The organism is Pseudomonas cannabina, assembly GCF_900100365.1.
GTDB lineage: Bacteria > Pseudomonadota > Gammaproteobacteria > Pseudomonadales > Pseudomonadaceae > Aquipseudomonas > Aquipseudomonas cannabina.
The window spans coordinates 2333166-2351103 of sequence record NZ_FNKU01000001.1; the positions used below are offsets into that span (position 1 = coordinate 2333166).

General features: G+C 55.4%; 19 protein-coding genes and 2 pseudogenes. 15 read left to right on the forward strand and 6 right to left on the reverse strand.

From position 1 onward, the window contains the following. Window positions 1–4: 4 nt before the first annotated feature. From pcaH to BLT55_RS11045, 4 genes are all read right to left on the reverse strand, one after another. Window positions 5–724, reverse strand: coding sequence for a protocatechuate 3,4-dioxygenase subunit beta (gene pcaH, locus BLT55_RS11030; RefSeq protein ID WP_007249894.1), 720 nt, complete (start codon window positions 722–724; stop codon window positions 5–7). Window positions 725–851: 127 nt separating this feature from the next. Further along, window positions 852–1781, reverse strand: a complete 930-nt coding sequence (gene pcaQ / locus BLT55_RS11035) for a pca operon transcription factor PcaQ (RefSeq protein WP_055001810.1) — start codon at window positions 1779–1781, stop codon at window positions 852–854. 49 nt (window positions 1782–1830) lie between these two features. Then, entirely contained in the window at window positions 1831–2073 is a 243-nt protein-coding gene (locus BLT55_RS11040; protein ID WP_055001811.1) for a glutaredoxin family protein, read from the reverse strand. A 76-nt stretch (window positions 2074–2149) separates the two neighbouring features. Next, window positions 2150–3235 (reverse strand): acyltransferase family protein, encoded by a 1086-nt coding sequence (locus BLT55_RS11045; RefSeq protein ID WP_055001812.1) that lies wholly within the window; start codon window positions 3233–3235, stop codon window positions 2150–2152. Between the two features lie 279 nt (window positions 3236–3514). Between BLT55_RS11045 and BLT55_RS11050 the strand changes: the two genes are divergently transcribed. The 5 genes from BLT55_RS11050 (at window position 3515) to BLT55_RS11070 (ending at window position 6742) form a co-directional block, all read left to right on the forward strand. After that, complete coding sequence (locus BLT55_RS11050; protein WP_007249898.1) at window positions 3515–3829, forward strand: ElaB/YgaM/YqjD family protein; 315 nt, start codon at window positions 3515–3517, stop codon at window positions 3827–3829. A 4-nt stretch (window positions 3830–3833) separates the two neighbouring features. After that, entirely contained in the window at window positions 3834–4226 is a 393-nt protein-coding gene (locus BLT55_RS11055; RefSeq protein ID WP_024644896.1) for a phage holin family protein, read from the forward strand. Further along, window positions 4223–4579: a hypothetical protein gene (locus tag BLT55_RS11060; RefSeq protein ID WP_002553116.1), complete on the forward strand. Its 357-nt coding sequence runs from the start codon at window positions 4223–4225 to the stop codon at window positions 4577–4579. The genes BLT55_RS11055 and BLT55_RS11060 overlap by 4 nt, the downstream gene beginning before the upstream one ends. A gap of 171 nt (window positions 4580–4750) precedes the next feature. After that, the gene (locus tag BLT55_RS11065) at window positions 4751–6082 is read left to right on the forward strand and encodes a deoxyguanosinetriphosphate triphosphohydrolase (RefSeq protein WP_007249900.1); all 1332 of its coding nucleotides are present in this window, start codon (window positions 4751–4753) and stop codon (window positions 6080–6082) included. Window positions 6083–6343: 261 nt separating this feature from the next. After that, window positions 6344–6742 (forward strand): response regulator, encoded by a 399-nt coding sequence (locus BLT55_RS11070; protein ID WP_055001813.1) that lies wholly within the window; start codon window positions 6344–6346, stop codon window positions 6740–6742. A gap of 555 nt (window positions 6743–7297) precedes the next feature. Here BLT55_RS11070 and BLT55_RS11075 read toward each other — a convergent pair. Beyond that, window positions 7298–8278, reverse strand: coding sequence for an IS5-like element ISPsy2 family transposase (locus BLT55_RS11075; RefSeq protein ID WP_054078085.1), 981 nt, complete (start codon window positions 8276–8278; stop codon window positions 7298–7300). A 128-nt stretch (window positions 8279–8406) separates the two neighbouring features. Here BLT55_RS11075 and BLT55_RS11080 point away from each other — a divergent pair, with 128 nt between their 5' ends. From BLT55_RS11080 to BLT55_RS11120, 9 genes and pseudogenes are all read left to right on the forward strand, one after another. Next, complete coding sequence (locus BLT55_RS11080) at window positions 8407–9510, forward strand: IS5-like element ISPsy19 family transposase (RefSeq protein ID WP_004663854.1); 1104 nt, start codon at window positions 8407–8409, stop codon at window positions 9508–9510. Between the two features lie 236 nt (window positions 9511–9746). Then, a pseudogene (locus BLT55_RS11085) lies at window positions 9747–10316 on the forward strand (response regulator); the annotation flags it as partial. A 73-nt stretch (window positions 10317–10389) separates the two neighbouring features. Further along, the gene (locus BLT55_RS11090; protein WP_004663932.1) at window positions 10390–11463 is read left to right on the forward strand and encodes an IS630 family transposase; all 1074 of its coding nucleotides are present in this window, start codon (window positions 10390–10392) and stop codon (window positions 11461–11463) included. Window positions 11464–11500: 37 nt separating this feature from the next. After that, window positions 11501–13696, forward strand: a pseudogene (locus tag BLT55_RS11095) (transporter substrate-binding domain-containing protein); the annotation flags it as partial. A gap of 140 nt (window positions 13697–13836) precedes the next feature. Continuing rightward, window positions 13837–14151 (forward strand): hypothetical protein, encoded by a 315-nt coding sequence (locus BLT55_RS33445; RefSeq protein ID WP_167359957.1) that lies wholly within the window; start codon window positions 13837–13839, stop codon window positions 14149–14151. A gap of 34 nt (window positions 14152–14185) precedes the next feature. Continuing rightward, window positions 14186–14575, forward strand: a complete 390-nt coding sequence (locus tag BLT55_RS33450) for a hypothetical protein (protein ID WP_074800398.1) — start codon at window positions 14186–14188, stop codon at window positions 14573–14575. A 21-nt stretch (window positions 14576–14596) separates the two neighbouring features. Next, the gene (locus BLT55_RS11110) at window positions 14597–14878 is read left to right on the forward strand and encodes a hypothetical protein (RefSeq protein WP_055001861.1); all 282 of its coding nucleotides are present in this window, start codon (window positions 14597–14599) and stop codon (window positions 14876–14878) included. Between the two features lie 846 nt (window positions 14879–15724). Further along, the gene (locus tag BLT55_RS11115) at window positions 15725–16132 is read left to right on the forward strand and encodes a hypothetical protein (RefSeq protein WP_054999588.1); all 408 of its coding nucleotides are present in this window, start codon (window positions 15725–15727) and stop codon (window positions 16130–16132) included. A gap of 119 nt (window positions 16133–16251) precedes the next feature. Further along, a complete protein-coding gene (locus BLT55_RS11120) occupies window positions 16252–16554 on the forward strand; it encodes a hypothetical protein (RefSeq protein WP_054999589.1) in 303 nt (100 codons plus the stop codon). Between the two features lie 140 nt (window positions 16555–16694). Here the strand turns inward: BLT55_RS11120 and BLT55_RS31975 are convergent, their stop codons facing one another. Beyond that, window positions 16695–16961 (reverse strand): hypothetical protein, encoded by a 267-nt coding sequence (locus tag BLT55_RS31975; RefSeq protein WP_139206386.1) that lies wholly within the window; start codon window positions 16959–16961, stop codon window positions 16695–16697. Window positions 16962–17149: 188 nt separating this feature from the next. Between BLT55_RS31975 and BLT55_RS11125 the strand changes: the two genes are divergently transcribed. Then, window positions 17150–17698, forward strand: a complete 549-nt coding sequence (locus BLT55_RS11125) for a recombinase family protein (protein WP_053486452.1) — start codon at window positions 17150–17152, stop codon at window positions 17696–17698. The last annotated feature ends 240 nt before the right edge of the window (window positions 17699–17938 follow it).

Sequence of the window (17938 nt, forward strand, 5' to 3'; positions counted from 1 at the left end):
CTCCTCAGCCGTTTTCGAAGTGCGTCTTGCGCTGGCCGCGCAACACGATGTCAAAGCGATACGCCAGGCAATCCATCGGGTTGCCCAACGCCAGATCGAGCCGGGCGATCAGGCTTTGCACCGCATCCGGGTTGGTGATCGACTTGACGATCGGGCAGATCGGAATCAGCGGATCGCCTTCGAAATACAACTGCGTGATCAAGCGTGTGGCGATCGACGGGCCGCTGATCGACACATGCACATGGGCCGGACGCCAGTCGTTGGGGCCGTTGCGCCACGGGTACGGGCCAGGCTTGACGGTCCGGAAGCTGTAGTTGCCTTCGCTGTCGGTCAGTGCGCGCCCGACGCCGCCGAAATTGGGGTCGATAGGTGCCAGGTAGGCATCGCGCTTATGACGGTAGCGACCGCCCGCATTGGCCTGCCAGATTTCCACCAGCGTATGGGGGATCGGCTTGCCGTACTGATCGCAGACCCGACCGGCAATCAGGATGCGCTCGCCGATCGGCAAGCCACCGTGATTGAAATTGAGCAACAGGTCGTTGTCGTGCGGGCCGAACTGCAAATGCGAAAAGTCCGGGCCTGAGGTCTCGGAAATGGATTGCGGAATACTGACCAGCGCCTGGCGCGGCGAGCGCAGGATCGAAGTCTTGTAGTCCGGGGTCAGGGCTTTCGGGTGCCAGTTTCGGTCACGAATGACGAAGCGGCTGTTGTCCGCGGCAGACATGGCGTTCTCCTTGTTTTTCTTGTGCGCGCGCAGGCATCGATCACCTACGCTACAGGCTGCGGCAAAGTGTCGCGCAACTCATGCTTACGGAGAACTGAAATAAACCCATTCATCCATAACCATATGATTATGGATGCTGCACCTGGCGGTACGCTGCCCCGATACTGCGCAACTCATCGACACACCAGTGCGCCGCGCGGCTCAACGGCAGCGCCGGGTTACTGCACAACCCGACCGAACCGCCCGGTTCACGAATGCCCATGTCCAGCTCAACCAGCGTGCCGCCTTGCAACTCCAGCGAAACCGCATCCAGCGGCGCGATCCAGATGGCGTTGCTGCATTGCACGTAACGACGGCTCAGGCTGAGTGAAAGCGTTTCCAGACGCTGGCGCGGCATCTGGATTCCGCACTGCACGAACAGGCTGTCGGCAAACTTGCGGATGGTGGTGCCAGCAAGCGGCAGCACCAGTGGGAACCGCTCCAGGCTTTCACGCTTGAGCGGCGCGTCCAGCAACGGGTGGTCGTTACGCACCACCAGCGTCATCGACTCGCTGTACAGGTGTTCGAAGGTCAGGCCCTGAATCTGCGGGCTGTCGGTCATTCGCCCGACCACCAGATCCAGCTCGCCCACCCGCAATTGCGACAACAGATAGGCGCTGGGCCCGGTCATCACACTGACGATCAGCGCCGGGTGCTTCGCATGCAGGCGACTGACCACCTCAGGAACCAGCAGGCTTTCGGCCGTCGACAGCACACCCAGCCGCGCGGTCACCGTTTCATGCTCGCCGGAACGCAGGCTGTTGACCCCTTCACGAAGAGCCTGAACGCTCGGCCCGGCGAAGCGCATGAAGGCCACGCCGGCTTCGGTGAGCGCGGCACCACTCTTGCTGCGCACGAACAGCGTGGTCGCCAGCAGGGTTTCCAGCTCCTTGATGCTTTTGGACAAAGCGGGCTGGCTGATCGACAACGCATCCGAGGCGCGCGCCAGACTGCCCTGACGCGCCACTTCGAGGAAGCACACCAGATGGCGGAATTTGATCCGGGTATCGATATTCAAAGCGCGGCAGGTCCAGAGTAATGAAGAAAAATGCAGTGCAAGGATGGAATCAACGGCTCAGGAACGACACCACCTGCGGCTCGTCGAACGGCCACTCCAGCTCTTCTCCGGTATCGATGCGACGCAATACCGGGATGCACAGCTCGTAGCGCTCGAACAGCTGTTCATCTTCGCTGATATCTATCAGCTCAACCATCAAACCGTGCTCAATCGCCAGCGGCAGCAATACCGACTCGGCAACCTCGCACAGGTGGCACCCCGGGGTTCCGAACAGCTGGCATTCGGGTGGCATGCGTGCATCCTCGCAATAAATACGTCTGACCGGGAATCATTCTAGGCCGGGTGCCGGGCAACGTCGAGGTGCCGGGCTAGGCTGCTTCTTTAGTCGAATGCGTCCTGAAATGTCGCTTGCTGAAGGCGTTGGCGCGGTCCAGTACAGGTTTCTCGAAGCCGCGATAACCGACCCAGCCGTAGCAGATCGCTGCCGCCATCATCAGCAGGGCGAACAACAGATTATCCAGATAACTTTGCGGCCACGCGCCCACCAGACTCCAGACCCGGCCGATCACGCCGAGTACAAGCAGGTGAGACAGATAGACGGTGTAGGACATATCACCCACGACCACCAGAAAGCTCGGCACCGAAAGCCGCTTGCGGCGCTCCAGCAAGGCCAGGGTCAGCACCAGCAAGCCGAATGTGCCGCCCACCAGTAACATGCGCGACAAGCCCTGGCTGTCATACAGCCGGTAGTGCCCGATCAGCGCCATGCCCGGCAGCAAAGCCACGCCCAACAAGGCGTACACCGCGGCCGTCAGCAAGCGCGCGCTGTGATGACCATAAAAGAACAGCGCCAGCGCTGCGCCGATGATGAATTCCAGTGAGTAAGGGTGCAGGATGATTTTCAGCGCGGACGAATAGTCCTGCCAGTCCGCCAGCGCGTTGAAGACCATGATGATCAGCGCCCAACTGCCCAGCAGCAGCGGCAAGAGGCGTTCGCGCAACAGCAGCAAGGCGCAGAACACCACGTAGAACCACAATTCGAACAGCAGCGACCATGCCACCATCACCAACAGCACCTTGTCGTTGGGCAGCAACAGGAACGACATGAGCAGGTTGGACGAACCATGCCCGCTGTTGACCATCCCTGGCTGCACCAGATAAACCGCCAGGGTGATGAAGAAGTACAGCCAGTATGTCGGGTAGATGCGCGACAGCCGGTTGAACAGAAAACGTTGTGCTTCTACACCGCTCTGAAAGCGACCGCGGCTGACAATCACCATCACGAACCCGCTGATGACGAAGAACAGGTCGACACCCAACTGAAAAAAATCGAGCCACGGCGGCAACAGGATATCGCCACCGGAAAACTTGCTCTCTACCGACATCATGTGAAACAGCACCACGCCAAGGACTGCAACGCCCCTGAGCCCTTGCAGGGAATACAGCCGCTCCATGCCTTTCTCCATCCTCTCGGTATTTTCAAAACCCTGTTATTGCCGCGCCCGGCGCGCTTTTATGCCCTTGTACAGGGTGACGCGTGTGGAGCATAGCCAAAGGCGAGAAATACGGAACCCTCAAATCTTCCTTCACTGCCGGTTTTTCCTGACGGGCGGTTTTGGAGTAAGGTGCAGCGGCAGCAGGCTGCCTGATGAAACACGATGCGCCAATCGAAGTGAACCTTCAGGAATCGCCTGCACTCGAACCATCCATACGCCACCTAAACGGAGAAAATCATGGCCAGTCAAACCGCACAGAATGCTCAGGAAATCCTGAGAGCAGACTTCCAGACCCTGGTTGCCGACACCGAAAAACTGCTGGCGCACACCGCGTCGCTGGCTGGTGAGCAAGCCGATGAACTGCGTGGCCAGATTCGCGAAAGCCTGTTGCGTGCCAAGGAAACCCTGAAAACCACCGAAGACTCGTTGCGCGAGCGCGGTGAAGCGGCAGTGATCGCGACAGAAGACTACGTACAAAACAACCCATGGCAGTCGGTCGGCATCGCCGCAGGCGTCGGCTTTCTGATCGGTCTGCTGGCTACAAGGCGCTAACATCATGACTCTTGGAACGGAATCAGCACCGCCCGAGGGGACTCCGGGCTCTTCACCGCGGCGCCTCGGCGCTGCTTTCCTTGGCCTGCTGCACACCCATGTGGAACTGTTCGGCATCGAGTTGCAGGAGCAGAAAGCACGCACCGTCAGCCTGCTGCTGTTCGCAGGGCTGGCACTGGTCTTCGGCCTGCTGCTGCTGACCGGGCTCTCGGCCTTGCTGCTGATCGTTCTATGGGACAGCTACCGACTGGCCGGAATCATTGGCCTGTGTACGTTCTACTTCCTGGCCGCCATCTTTTGCGGATTGCGCCTGAAGTCAGCTATTTTCGATGAGTCGTCACCCTTTCACGCGACCCTCGAAGAACTGGCCAATGACCGTGAGCGATTGATGCCATGAGTGAACCCAAGTCGCACCAGAGCAACACCCGACGTGAATTGCGCAAGGCACTGATCCGCCTGCGCATGGAGATGCACCGTCAGGAAATCCGCCACGAATCCACGCAACTGTTGCAGCCGCTGCAACGCTTCCGTGGCATTCGGCACGACTGGAAAAGCGCGCTGGGTTTCCGCCACGCGCCGCTCTGGGGTGTGGGCTCGGTCGCCCTGCTCGGTTTTCTGAGCGGCAAGCGGGCCAAGACCGGACGCACCAGCCTGCTGGGCCGCCTGTTGAAACTGGGCATCACCCTGACGCCGCTGATCAAGGTGGCCATGCAAAGCCGTGCCATTCAGAATCGCAACAGAAGACTCTGATTACTGCGGCGCGCTGTGTGAATCAAGCCTGAACGTACTTGCCCGCCCCGGATTTCCGGGGCGGGCATTTGCTTTTTCATGTGGCCTGTTTCGGTGTATACCGCCTCAAGCCCTTGCGGCGGGCGTGGCGAACCGGGAAGCTAGGCAACGACTTTCGACGGAGTGACCGCCTTGGATTGGCAAACCCTGCTTAACCGCGAACGACTTGGCAAACCCCTGCACAGCCCCGAAGAACTGGGGCGCAGTCCGTTTCACAAGGACCACGACCGTATCATCTTCTCCGGCGCCTTTCGCCGTCTGGGTCGCAAGACTCAGGTGCACCCGGTGTCCAGCAATGATCACATTCACACGCGCCTGACCCATTCGCTGGAAGTCAGCTGCGTCGGCCGTTCGCTGGGCATGCGCGTGGGTGAAACCCTGCGTTCTGCCCTGCCCGACTGGTGCGACCCCAGCGACCTGGGCATGGTGGTGCAATCTGCCTGCCTGGCGCATGACATCGGCAACCCGCCGTTCGGCCACTCGGGCGAGGACGCGATTCGCAACTGGTTCAATCAGGCGGCCGGGCGCGGCTGGCTCGACGCGATGAGCGAGACCGAGCGCAACGACTTTCTCAATTTCGAAGGCAATGCGCAGGGCTTTCGGGTCCTGACCCAGCTTGAGTATCACCAGTTCGACGGCGGCACGCGCCTGACCTACGCCACGCTGGGCACCTACCTCAAATACCCGTGGACCGCCCGCCATGCCGACTCGCTGGGGTACAAAAAGCACAAGTTCGGCTGTTATCAGAGCGAATTGCCGATCCTTGAGCAGATCGCTGGCAAGCTCGGTCTGCCGCAGCTTGAAGACGAGCGCTGGGCCCGGCATCCGCTGGTTTATCTGATGGAAGCCGCCGACGATATCTGCTACGCGCTGATCGACCTGGAAGACGGTCTGGAGATGGACCTGCTGGACTACGCGGAAGTGGAGTCACTGCTGCTCGGGCTGGTCGGCGATGATCTGCCGGAAACCTATCGCCAGCTCGGCCCGGGCGACTCGCGACGCCGCAAACTGGCAATCCTGCGCGGCAAGGCCATCGAGCACCTGACCAACGCCGCCGCGAGGGCATTTGTCGAACAGCAAGACGCGCTGCTCGCGGGCACCCTGCCCGGTGATCTGGTCGAGCACATGCACGGGCCCGCCAAACGTTGCGTCTTGAGCGCCAAGGACATGGCTCGCAAGAAAATATTCCAGGACAAGCGCAAGACGCTGCATGAAATCGGGGCCTACACCACGCTGGAAATACTGCTCAACGCGTTCTGCGGTGCAGCGCTCGAACAGTTTGGCGGTAAAACCCCCTCGTTCAAGCATCGGCGGATTCTCGACCTGCTGGGCAACAGCGCGCCCGACCCCAAAGCGCCGCTGCACGCCTCTTTTCTGCGCATGATCGACTTCATCGCTGGAATGACCGACAGCTACGCAAGTGAAATGGCCAGAGAAATGACCGGACGCTCGGGTCAAATCTAGTCCTCATCGACAGCCCGAACGCCCGCGCGCTTGCCGACGGGCGTTCGGTCGCTTTTGCTCGACCCTCTGGCAACCCCCGAAAATACGGATGCGCCCTACACGTTTGTCAGACGAATCCTATCGCAGCTTTTCTTGCATCCCTCAATAATTCCCGCCACTTCACTGCCCTGTCGGCACTCATCCACCTGCCTGCGATGCTTACGGGTTCGCATGACGCCTGACGATGCGTAGCGGCATCGCCAACGCCTTTCCGGAAAAATCATGTCCAGAAACAATCTGCGCATCCTGCTGGTCGAGGATCATCCCTTTCAACTGATCGCCACCCAGGTCTTGCTCAACAATCAGGGCTACTTTCTGCTGACACCGGCGCTCACTGCAGCGGAAGCGCTGGCCGCCATGCAGCGCAGCCCCGAGCCCTATGACCTTTTGCTGTGCGACCAGTGCCTGCCCGACCTGAGCGGTTTCGAACTCATCGGCCAGGCCTTCCGCCACGGTCTGGCGCGCTGCGCCATCTTGCTCAGCGGCTTGCCCGATGCGCAACTCGAAGACCTGCAACAGTGCGCCGTGAAGCGCAACCTGCCACTGCTCGGCTACCTGAGCAAGCCCCTGCACGGGCCCGACCTGAGTCGCCTGCTCGACACGCTGTCCGGTCAGGAATAAGCCGCAGCCTCTGCCCGACTCGGCAGCACACAGCGACATTGTGATTGATCGGGGCTTACAGGCCGGGCGATAAAGGGACGACCCGGTCCTGAATCCACTTTCCGCACTGTAGGAAAGCAACACTCAACATGAATGATGATTCCAGACGGTTATAAACAGGTTGTGAATCAGCAACGGATACATACAGAAACACGCTTTGAGTTTTAAACGCAGCGCGGTTCAACGTAGGCGTTTACGTACTCCTATACGTTAATTACTGTAGGACTTTTCCTATATATGCCTGCCGACCAAGTCTCTTCATGTGCCTGCACGATCATCTGAGCTAAGGTGCGCGCTTTCTTCGCTGCTTGTATGGAATAAAATATGAACTCAGTTTTTATCATCGACGACCACCCTGTTATTCGGCTAGGGAAGGTCTGAAGTAGCCGGATGTTTTCCGGCTACCGAGTCCTCAGCACTTTTCAAAAAACGATGCATGTCGAAATTTGCTCAATTATCTTCGCTTTTTAGCTCTTTCGGCCGCTGCAAAGCCTTTTGCGGTAACCATTTCCTGCATTACACGCGCACCTCTCCTGCGCTCGCCAACAAATGTCGGCGGGCCATCCACAGGTTTGACAGGGCGAACAACGTCACCATCTGCGCGGTGTTCTTGGCCAAGCCCCGAAAGCGCACTTTTTCATAGCCAAACTGGCGTTTGATGACCCGAAACGGATGCTCGACCTTGGCGCGAACCTGGGCCTTGGCCTTCTCGATTTTGCGGATCGCCTTGTACAAAATACTGCGTTTTCCGTGCTTTTTGTAAGTGCTGCGGCGGGCGGCAATCTGCCAAATGACCTTGCGCCCAGCGTGTTCTTCGCGCTTCTCGACCCCGGTGTAACCTGCGTCGGCGCAGACTACGTTTTCCTCGCCGTGCAGCAGTTTGGCAACCTGCGTGACGTCTGCCACATTGGCCGCTGTTACTACCACGCTGTGCACCAGGCCTGACTCGTCGTCGGCGCCGATGTGAGCCTTGGCGCCGAAATAGTACTGGTTACCTTTCTTGGTTTGATGCATCTCAGGATCGCGTTTGCCATCCTTGTTCTTGGTCGAACTGGGCGCGTGAATCAGCGTGGCATCGACGATGGTGCCTTGACGCAACGACAAGCCACGGTCGCCCAGATAACCATTAATTACGCCGAGAATCCCGGTCGCCAACTCGTGCTTTTCCAGCAGACGACGGAAGTTGAGAATGGTGGTTTCGTCTGGAATTCGCTCCAGGCTCAGGCCTGAAAACTGACGCAGGATGGTCGTCTCATACAGCGCTTCTTCCATCGCCGGATCGCTGTAGCCGAACCAGTTCTGCATCAGATGAACACGCAGCATCGCCATCAGTGGGTAGGCGGGCCGGCCACCTTCTCCTTTTGGATAATAGGGCTCAATCAGGGCAATCAAACCTTTCCAGGGCACCACCTGATCCATCTCGATCAGGAACAATTCCTTACGGGTCTGCTTGCGCTTGCCGGCATACTCGGCGTCGGCGAAGGTCATCTGTTTCATCATCGAAAAGCTCGGCGACTGGTGTCCGGAGATTTTGCCAAATTAGGAAGTCTTTTTCAGAGTTTCCCTAGAGGGTGTAGACAAAATAAATTAAACTTTCACTCCCTTGTCTGAATAGCCCTCAAGCCATGCCTAAAACCGGACGTCCTCGCTCGATTGCCGCCGAGCACTATCCCGTGCTGGTGAAACTCGCTCATGCACAGCCCTATTCCAGCCAGGCCGAATTGGCGCTCGTATTCTTCGCCGAAACCGGTATCACTGCGCATCCCGACACCTTTGCAAAAGCGTTGAAAATGGCAGGGATTACGCGTGTAAAGCAGCGGGCCAAGGGAAGTTTTCAGTCACCTGAACCTAATAAAGCCTATGGCTACAATGAAACCCACCGCCGCCAACTGCCGGAGCAGCTATATCCGAGTTGCTTGACAGATACCGAGTGGGCACTGGTCGCCGACCTGTTTGAAAGCCAGGGCGGACGAGGAGTGCCACCGCTTCACTCTCGGCGCACGTTGCTGGAAGCCTGTTGCTATGTCGTACGCACGGGGTGCTCATGGCGAATGCTACCCCGCGATTTTCCTCATTGGGACAATGTCTACAAAACGTTCCGCCGGTGGAGCGCTCAAGGCAAGTTCGAGCAAATGCATGATCGCTTGCGAGCTCAATGGCGTGAGCGGGAAGAACGCGCTGACAGCCCGTCAGCAGCGATCCTGGATTCACAGTCGACCCGCAGTTCTCCTCAAGGCGGTGACAGCGGCTACGACGCAGGCAAAAAAGTGAAGGGGCGTAAACGAAGTCTGATTGTCGATACATTGGGCCTGCTGCTGGCTGTCAGTATCAGTGCTGCAAGCGTGCAGGATCGTGACGCGGCGGATGATGCGGTGGCGTACTCGAAGGAAAAATATCCGTCACTGAGCACGCTTTTTGTTGATAGTGCGTACGCAGGAAAATGGGCACAGCGCACCCATCAACTGCACGCTATCGATGTTCAAGTGATCCGTGGCCCGAATAACAGAAGAACAGGGCAATGGCACTCTGAACAAGGCGATCTATTTTCCGTGGAGCCTGTTCAGACTGGATTTGTGGTCATGCCCAAGCGATGGGTAGTGGAGCGAACTCATGCCTGGAATGAGAGAGCTCGGCGACTGATCATGCATCATGATCGCCTTTTTGCGGTAAGCGAGGCATGGGTTTGGTTGGCCGAGGCTCGAATACTCGCGCGCCGACTCACTACATGATTTTGTCTACACCCTCCTAGGGAGACACTGATTTATTCTAAAACCCAGCTGTTGCCCCCCCAGATAAATCAAGGCCTCCAGAGCGTTGCCGGGACGAAAAATCGAATAAATCAGCGACTCCCTAGGGAGACGCTGATTTATTCTAAAACCCAGCTGTTGCCCCCAGATAAATCAAGGCCTCCAGAGCGTTGCAGGGGCGAAAAATCGAATAAATCAGCGCCTCCCTAGCTGTAAGAATGCTGCTGGAGAACGAAAATTATGAAGTGGTGGGTGAGACCGACAACGGTGTCGATGCAATGCAAATGGTTCGCGAATGCATGCCCGACCTGATCATCCTCGACATCAGCATCCCCAAGCTCGACGGGCTTGAAGTGCTGGCCCGCTTCAACACCATGGGCCTGCCCTCGAAAATTCTGGTGCTGACCTCGCAGACCCCCAATCTGTTCGCGATTCGCTGCATGCAGTCAGGAGCGTCTGGCTACGTGTGCAAACAGGAAGACCTGAGCGAACTGCTCAGTTCGGTGAAGGCAGTATTAACCGGCTACAATTACTTTCCCAGCCAGGCATTGACCTGTGCCGTTCGTGAAGATGGAAATCCGAGCGAGCTGGAGTTATTCAAGTTGGTCAACGATCGCGAATTGATGGTCTTGCAGTTGTTCGCGCAGGGACGCTCCAACAAGGAAATAGCCAAGGGCATGTTTCTGAGCAACAAGACGGTGAGTACTTACAAAACCCGTCTTATGCAAAAACTGAAAACCAAAACCTTGGTAGAACTTATCGAGATGGCAAAACGTAACGCGCTAGTGTGCTGTTCGCGAAATATCTTTTCGTTATTTTCGGCTACACTTCAGATGTCATCCCAGCCGTGGAGAGCTTATCGTGAGCGCTCTGGACATCACGCTTAGCCTTGAAGAAACGATCGAACTCAAACGACGCGTTCGCTCTGCCACCATACCTCAGCGAGAGGGTCGTCGAGCACGCATAATCCTGCTGGCTGCCGAAGGTGAAACCCGAGACAACATTGCACGTTTGACGGGCTTTTCCTGCCCAACGATCACGCTCTGGTGCCAGCGTTTCCAGGCTCGTCGACTGGACGGACTGGTCGACGAACCTGGGCGTGGACGCAAGTCATCTTTGCCTGCCGAGACAGTTCGCCGTGTCCTGGAACAGGTCACCCGTCCTCGCATCGGAGAACCACGCTGGAGCTGTCGGAGCATGGCAAAGGCGGCGGGTATTTCCTCGACCACCGTCCATAAGCTGTGGGCTGCCAATGATTTAAAGCCCCACCTGACGCGCACATTCAAGTTGTCCAACGATCCGCAGTTTGAGGAGAAATTCTGGGATGTGATCGGGCTTTATCTGGCCCCACCGGATAAGGCTTTAGTGTTGTGCTGTGATGAGAAAAGCCAGGTTCAGGCGTTGGAGCGAACACAGCCGGGTTTGCCTTTGGGCATCGGTCATATCCAGACTAAATCCCATGATTACACCCGTCATGGCACGGTCACGTTATTCGCCGCACTGGATTACCTCCAAGGAAAATTGATCAGCAGCATCGAGCGTCAGCACCGGCATCAAGAGTGGTTGGCCTTTCTCAAGAAGATCAATAAAGAAACGCCCAAACACCTCCAGCTTCATCTGATCGTCGATAACTACGCGACCCACAAGCATGCCGCAGTGAAGGCCTGGCTGGCGAAGCATCCGCGTTTTCATATTCATTTCACGCCGACCTCCAGCTCTTGGATGAACATGGTTGAACGCTTCTTTCGAGACATCACGGTGTATCTTCGCGACGGCAGTTTTGCCTCGGTTCGCGAGCTGGAGAGCTCCATTACAGCGTTCATGGCGTTACGTAATGCTCAGCCGACCCGATACGTTTGGAACGCAAAGGGAGAGGAGATTCTGAACAAAATTCAACGGGCGCGTGAAGCACTTGAAACCGCAGGCAATAAGTAACTTATTTCGAAAACATCACACTAGTGTGAGATAACGGATGTCCAAGCGCTTGAGACAATTATTAATACTGGCCAAAAGCCTGTGCCTGGCCTGCGCTGTCCAGGCCAGCCCCGAGGCGGCCGACCATTACACCCTGCTCGGTCGCTCGAGCCCGGCTCACATGGACGTGAAGCTGGACAGCGGCCAGTGGCAGTGGGTGCGAGGGCGACGCGAGCTGATCCTCGGTACGTCGACGCCTGATTACCCACCGTTCGACATCACCATTTCCGGCAACGATTACGAGGGTATAACTGCCGATTACGCTGGCATCATCTCAGGTGCTCTGGACCTGCCGATCAGGGTGCAGCGCTTTGAAAACCGCGACGCCGCGATCAAAGCACTGGTCGACGGCAGGATTGATCTGCTGGGCACCGCCAATGGCTTCGAGGTGAGGGAGCGCAATATCCGGCTGTCACAGCCCTATTCGGTGGATCAGCCGGTGCTGGTGACGCGGATCGGCGAAACACGTCCGCTGAACGATGGCCTGAAAGGCATGCGCCTGAGCATGGTCTACCACTATTTGCCGCCAGCCGATATCGAAGCCACGTACCCCGGCGCCAATCTCAAGACCTACCCGTCCTTTCAGAATGCGATCAACGCGGTCGCTTTCAATCAGGCCGACGTCTTTGTCGGCGACACGATTTCAACGCAATACATCATCAACAAGGGCTATCTGAATAACGTACAGATGGCCAGTTTCGGCAAACACGAAGCCAATGGCTTCAGTTTTGCCGTGCGCGACGACAACACGCGATTGCTGGACGTCATCAATCAGACGCTCAAAGCGATTCCGGTCGATGAACGCATCGACATATCCCGGCGCTGGAGTGCCGGCAACGATCTGATGCTCACCGACCAGAAGCTGCAACTGACGCAACGCGAAGAACGCTGGATCGCCCAGCACCCCACTGTCCGGGTAGTGGTCAACGAGGCTTACGCTCCGCTGACCTTTTTCGACGCCAAGGGCAACTTTCGCGGGATCACCGCCGACCTGCTCGAACTGGTGCGCCTGCGTACCGGGCTGAAATTCGACGTCAAGCGCTCGCCGAGCCTGACCGACATGCAAAACCAGGTCAGTCAGGGCCAGGCGGACATGATCGGTGCGCTGGTCTCCAGCGACGAACGCGAGGACCGCCTGAGCTTCACCCGCCCCTACATCGACAATTCATTCGTGCTGGTCACTCGCAAAGGCCAGGGCTCACCGAGTTATCTGGAACAAATGGATGGCAAGCGTCTGGCCATTACCCAGGGCAGCCCGATGCTTGAATGGCTGCGACGCAAATACCCCAAGGTCGTGCCGCTGGAAATAGACAACCCGTTTCAGGCGCTGGACATGCTTGCAGTGGGCAGGACCGAAGGAGCGGTCACGTCACTGCTCAGCGCAAACTACTTTCTGTCGTCCGGCATCTTCGAAGAGCGCCTGCACATGAGCGCCACCATTGGCGAAGAACCGGCGCTGATCTCAATGGCAACCTCACGCGACGCGATCGAGCTGAGCTCGATTCTCGACAAGGCGCTGGCCAGCATCGCGCCTCAGGACCTGGCTGCAATCAACAATCGCTGGCGCGCCTACACACCGTCCAGCGCCAAATGGCACGATTATCAGCGCCTGATCTATCAGATTGTGATCGGTGCCGGCTTGCTGCTGATCGGCCTGCTGGCCTGGAACGCCTGGATGCGCCAGCAGATCCGCCAGCGCGAAGCCGCCGAGCGAGCGCTAAGCGATCAGTTCGAATTCATGAGTGCGCTGGTCGACGGCACGCCCCACCCGATCTACGTGCGCGATCGCGATGGTTTGCTGCGCATGTGCAACGACAGTTACCTCACCACCTTTTCAGCGCGGCGTGAAGACATTATCGGCAAGAGCGCCACCGAAGGCGTACTGGGCAATGCTTTCGAAGCGCGGGAATACGCTGCCGACTATCAGCGGGTCATGGCCAGCAACACGGCGCTGATCCTTGACCGGCCGATGCGCATCGGCGACCGTCAGCTGACCATCTACCACTGGATTCTGCCGTTTCGTGACTCGCTGGGCGAAGTACAAGGCATTATCGGCGGCTGGATCGATATCAGCGAGCGTCGCCAGCTCATTGAAGAACTGCAGGCGGCCAAGGAGCAGGCGGACGCCGCCAGCCGCGCGAAAAGCACCTTTCTCGCCACCATGAGCCATGAAATCCGCACGCCCATGAACGCAAAGAAATCTGCAGCTTGGGGAATTGGTAGAATTGAGGACAGGTGCAGCATCGTGTGGTTCGCCAAGACATCGAAGCTCACCGAGAGCTGAACACTGCATTGCAACCCGCTGCTGCTCTGTTTCGTGACCTCGACGCCGCTATGACCAAAGCCCAGTCTGCCATGATTAGGTTCTCAATCGGCCTTAACCTTGACGGTACTAAAAAGACCGAACAAGAGCAGATGCAAGATCGTATGTCCACCCAAGACCTGCCACTGTCTACGAGCATGGTGGGAACACCAGACTATTCTAATATTGACTCAGGTAGACGCCGCCAAACCGGTCCAATCGGAGAGTTTTGGAACTGGGCATTGGGTATTAAAGACAAAGCTAAGGAGCCGCTGATTTATTCGATTTTTCGTCCCTGCAACGCTCTGGAGGCCTTGATTTATCTGGGGGCAACAGCTGGGTTTTAGAATAAATCAGCGTCTCCCTAAGAATGTGGAGCCTGTGCTGGGCGAGCCAGTTCTACCGGATATCAATCTCGGCTCCCAGACCTTCAATAGTCATAGTGACAAGAATCTAAACTATCAAGCGATGGCATCCCGCATGCCAACCCTGTTTGACACGCTGAGTTCTATGCAAGGTTTAGTGGGAGACAGCAGCCAGATGCATCAAGCCGTCCAAACCACTCAGACTATCAATACTCCTATTACAGTAGAGGGTGCGAACGTAAATGTCACTATCAACGGTAGTGCGACTGAGAAGGATCGCAATGACATGATGGACTTTATCAACAACTCTATGCGTGAGCAGCAATTAAAGGTTCCAGGCATTGCCAAAGATGCTATTCGTGACGCTTTAGGTCAAGTCAGATCACAGCAAGCTGAACGCATGTAAGGACTGATAAAACCAATAACCATGGCATACATTAAAAATCTAATAAGGGCTGTTGTTGTGTCGCTTGCCCTTTTCATCCCACTCTATACACTGAAATCTGAATATGCTTTTGAAACAAGGGTAGAGACAATACTTTTACAAAATCGCAAAAATACTAACGCTCAGATCCTTGAGTCACAGGCCAAAGTACTCAGCACCGTTAACGAAGTGTCTAAAGCTACTCGAATGCTCGCTATCATCCTGTGCCAACAGCAGGCTGACCCCAATATCTGTATCAACCCAGACGGAGAACCCCACAAATGAAAACACGGTACAACCAGATTCTTAATCAGTACGACCGTTATGAAGCTGCCTACAAATACCTTGAGGATCACTACGGCGCTCATGTTCCTTATATGCACCATGAGTTAGTGTCCCATTTGGTGCGTTGTTTAGGGAAGGTCTGAAAAAGCCTTTTCTTCAAAAGTCGAAGCCAGTAAATACAGGCGCTCCAGCCCGGTTCCTCTCCAAAAAAATGTGCTTTTTCAGAGGATACTTAGGGAGACGCTGATTTATTCTAAAACCCAGCTGTTGCCCCCAGATAAATCAAGGCCTCCAGAGCGTTGCAGGGACGAAAAATCGAATAAATCAGCGCCTCCTTAGAGGGTGGCGTATCCGAGCAACTTGAGTTGAGAGAGCAAATACTCCTTGACAAAAGTTGTCTTTTGTATAACACTGCGTGTCCACACGCGGTGTACGCTCCAACCGGAATTGCGTCTGCGAAGCAAACGATCTTCGCACCACTGCAGACCTACCTGATACCCCTCTACTAATACAATAGTGTCCATACAAAACTAAAAGCTCTTGCTTCTACTCTGTCGGGACGACAACAATTAACACCGCTTCCAACTGGTAGCATCTACCAATGACTGAATAGTTATCTATTCAAGAGTTTACCCCCAGTCGTCGACGACTGAGCATTACACTTTTTCTTTGGGTAATTGGTATTCACCAATTTATGTTACCCAACTACTCTTTCCATCTCTCTGACTTTCAAGCACTCCTTATCGCAAGCGATGGAGTATTGTCTCTTTGTTTGAGTGCAGATCGGCCATACTGCCAACAACTCTCTGTCCGATAGGACAACCTACAATTACAAGGAAATTAAAAATGACTTTTCAAGCTCCAAATAATGTAACCGCCAATGTTCTCTATGACGCTTTAACCCGCTTTGGCATTGATCAAGCTGCACAGATGGACTACTTCAATAACTTGGTAGTGTCTGGCTCTAACGCCGCTGGCATTCCTGCCTTCGTTGCAAGCGTTAAAGCTCCAGCAGACACAGGAAGCCTGCCACCAACTTATGGTGATACGGTAATTAACCTAACCAAGTATTCGCTACCTGAAGCGTTCGCGCTTACTGGAAATGTGGTGAATGGGACCACTGGCGTTCTATACGATGTCAGTTTCCGTGATGTAACTTCGACAAGCGCTACAGTCCATGTCGCATCGTACAACTCGACAGGTGGTGAAGTCCCAAGCCTTGACGTCAAGGTGGCTGTTAAGATCTCTGTGTAGGCCGGAGGGAAATTTTCTTCTCGCCCGCCCAACGGCTTGCCGTCCGTCAAACCACTGTTGATCCATACAGTGTGCCGAGCTAGGCTCTGGAAAAATCGCATTTCCAAAGGCCACCTCCAATGACTACTGACCTGACCAACGATGAGGGTTTCGACTGCTTCTTCTCCCGTGAAGAGATGCTTGAACAGCAATGCAGACTCTTAATCGAAGAGACAGGCCAGTCATGGCTTGAGATAAAGCGTGCTCGCCAGAGTATCGCCAAGCTGGTGCAGATGAACGCACAGCTCTACTCAGACCTTACCTCACTCAAGAAAGAGCACCACCGCTTGAGATGGGAACTGTCCGAGCACCTTCGCCTCGGAGGCAAGGAAGCTGGTAAACAGAGCAATGCCTATCTGGGTGCATATGGTCGTACAGAATAACCCTATAAAACCAATGGAAAACCCTTGACAGCCCCTAATTACGTAGGGGCTTTCTTGTATCTGTCGCATTTTCCCTTAATAAGTCGCCACTGAACGGTGTAAGGCTTCAGGTTGGTAGCACTTCCTCCAAGCCCCCGTTTTCATTGGTCCAAACCCTTGTGTGAAGATTCTTTTTCAAGGGATTGTGGCACTTGGCGAGCTTTGACAGGCATCAGTATTACTAAGCAAATTGCTATCGCTCTCTCTCTTTTACTATAAAAACGCAAGAACTGACAGATTTCGACAAGGACCTGCTGGTTAGACTCAGTTTTTTGAAATCCTGTCAATTCTTTTTCACCATGCATCCAAATAAGAAATATTCCTATTTTCTCATTAATTCCAATCAATCTTATAAATTCAAAAGTCAAGAAAATTACTAAGGATTCGGTAGATATCCAGTTGTCCGAGGTCAGCCGTGTGCTTTAGGGCAGGGTCTACGGCATACGCTCCGTGCATACGCCAGAACTCACAGAGTCGTGTGCATTAGGGTTGAATTTAGCAATGCATACAGATAAACTGATCGCATCTAGAGTCATAAGCATACAGAGACCCTGACATGACCAACATTGCATACATCCGAGTTTCGACAGTTGATCAGAACACTGATCGTCAACTTGACGGCATGACCTTCGACAAGGTGTTCACTGACAAACTGTCAGGCTCCGACACAAACCGTCCTCAGTTGCTCGCCATGATCGATTGGGCACGCGCAGGAGATGTTGTTCATGTGCATTCGATTGACCGTCTAGCACGCTCTATGGCTGACCTTCTCAAGATCGTTGCCGACTTCAACGCAAAGGGCGTACACGTCCACTTCCATAAAGAATCTATGGTGTTCACTGGTGACGACTCACCTATGCAGAAACTCATGTTGAACATGATGGGCAGCTTTGCCCAGTTTGAAAGAGAGGTGATGAAAGAGCGCCAGCGGGAAGGTATCGCGAAGGCCAAGGAGAAAGGAGTTTACAAAGGTCGAGTGAAGACCGTGGATGATGCTGCGATCCTGGCCCTGCTGAGTGCTGGTAAGTCTGTCCGTGTTGTCGCCGCTGAACTCGGCGTCAACCCCTCCACAGTTCAACGTGCAAAGAATGCCTCAAAAGGTTGAGAAAGCCCCCACAGGTAGGTGTGTACGTGATACCGAGATTAAAGAGTAGTTTATCTACAGGCCACGTCCTGTAAGGGCTTCAGCCTACACCTGAGTGCAAGTTAACCGTGTTCTACCCTCAAGGCGAGCAGCCTATGAGCATCCACCCTTCAAGAATCCTTGCCCGCCACGGTGCGGCACCCTCTGTGCCTGAGCACAGGGTGCTATCCCTTCTAAGGTGCTCCAACAATCAACACCCCA

What these genes read in the sequence shown, in the direction of transcription:
- BLT55_RS11110 (WP_055001861.1), top strand. Translation starts at nt 14,597, where the DNA reads ATGGCATACATTAAAAATCTAATAAGGGCTGTTGTTGTGTCGCTTGCC.
- BLT55_RS11045 (WP_055001812.1), bottom strand. Translation starts at nt 3,235, where the DNA reads ATGGAGCGGCTGTATTCCCTGCAAGGGCTCAGGGGCGTTGCAGTCCTT.
- BLT55_RS11075 (WP_054078085.1), bottom strand. Translation starts at nt 8,278, where the DNA reads ATGAAACAGATGACCTTCGCCGACGCCGAGTATGCCGGCAAGCGCAAG.
- BLT55_RS11060 (WP_002553116.1), top strand. Translation starts at nt 4,223, where the DNA reads ATGAGTGAACCCAAGTCGCACCAGAGCAACACCCGACGTGAATTGCGC.
- BLT55_RS33445 (WP_167359957.1), top strand. Translation starts at nt 13,837, where the DNA reads ATGACCAAAGCCCAGTCTGCCATGATTAGGTTCTCAATCGGCCTTAAC.
- BLT55_RS11080 (WP_004663854.1), top strand. Translation starts at nt 8,407, where the DNA reads ATGCCTAAAACCGGACGTCCTCGCTCGATTGCCGCCGAGCACTATCCC.
- BLT55_RS11050 (WP_007249898.1), top strand. Translation starts at nt 3,515, where the DNA reads ATGGCCAGTCAAACCGCACAGAATGCTCAGGAAATCCTGAGAGCAGAC.
- BLT55_RS11070 (WP_055001813.1), top strand. Translation starts at nt 6,344, where the DNA reads ATGTCCAGAAACAATCTGCGCATCCTGCTGGTCGAGGATCATCCCTTT.
- BLT55_RS11125 (WP_053486452.1), top strand. Translation starts at nt 17,150, where the DNA reads ATGACCAACATTGCATACATCCGAGTTTCGACAGTTGATCAGAACACT.
- BLT55_RS11055 (WP_024644896.1), top strand. Translation starts at nt 3,834, where the DNA reads ATGACTCTTGGAACGGAATCAGCACCGCCCGAGGGGACTCCGGGCTCT.
- BLT55_RS11115 (WP_054999588.1), top strand. Translation starts at nt 15,725, where the DNA reads ATGACTTTTCAAGCTCCAAATAATGTAACCGCCAATGTTCTCTATGAC.
- BLT55_RS11120 (WP_054999589.1), top strand. Translation starts at nt 16,252, where the DNA reads ATGACTACTGACCTGACCAACGATGAGGGTTTCGACTGCTTCTTCTCC.
- pcaH (WP_007249894.1), bottom strand. Translation starts at nt 724, where the DNA reads ATGTCTGCCGCGGACAACAGCCGCTTCGTCATTCGTGACCGAAACTGG.
- BLT55_RS11040 (WP_055001811.1), bottom strand. Translation starts at nt 2,073, where the DNA reads ATGCCACCCGAATGCCAGCTGTTCGGAACCCCGGGGTGCCACCTGTGC.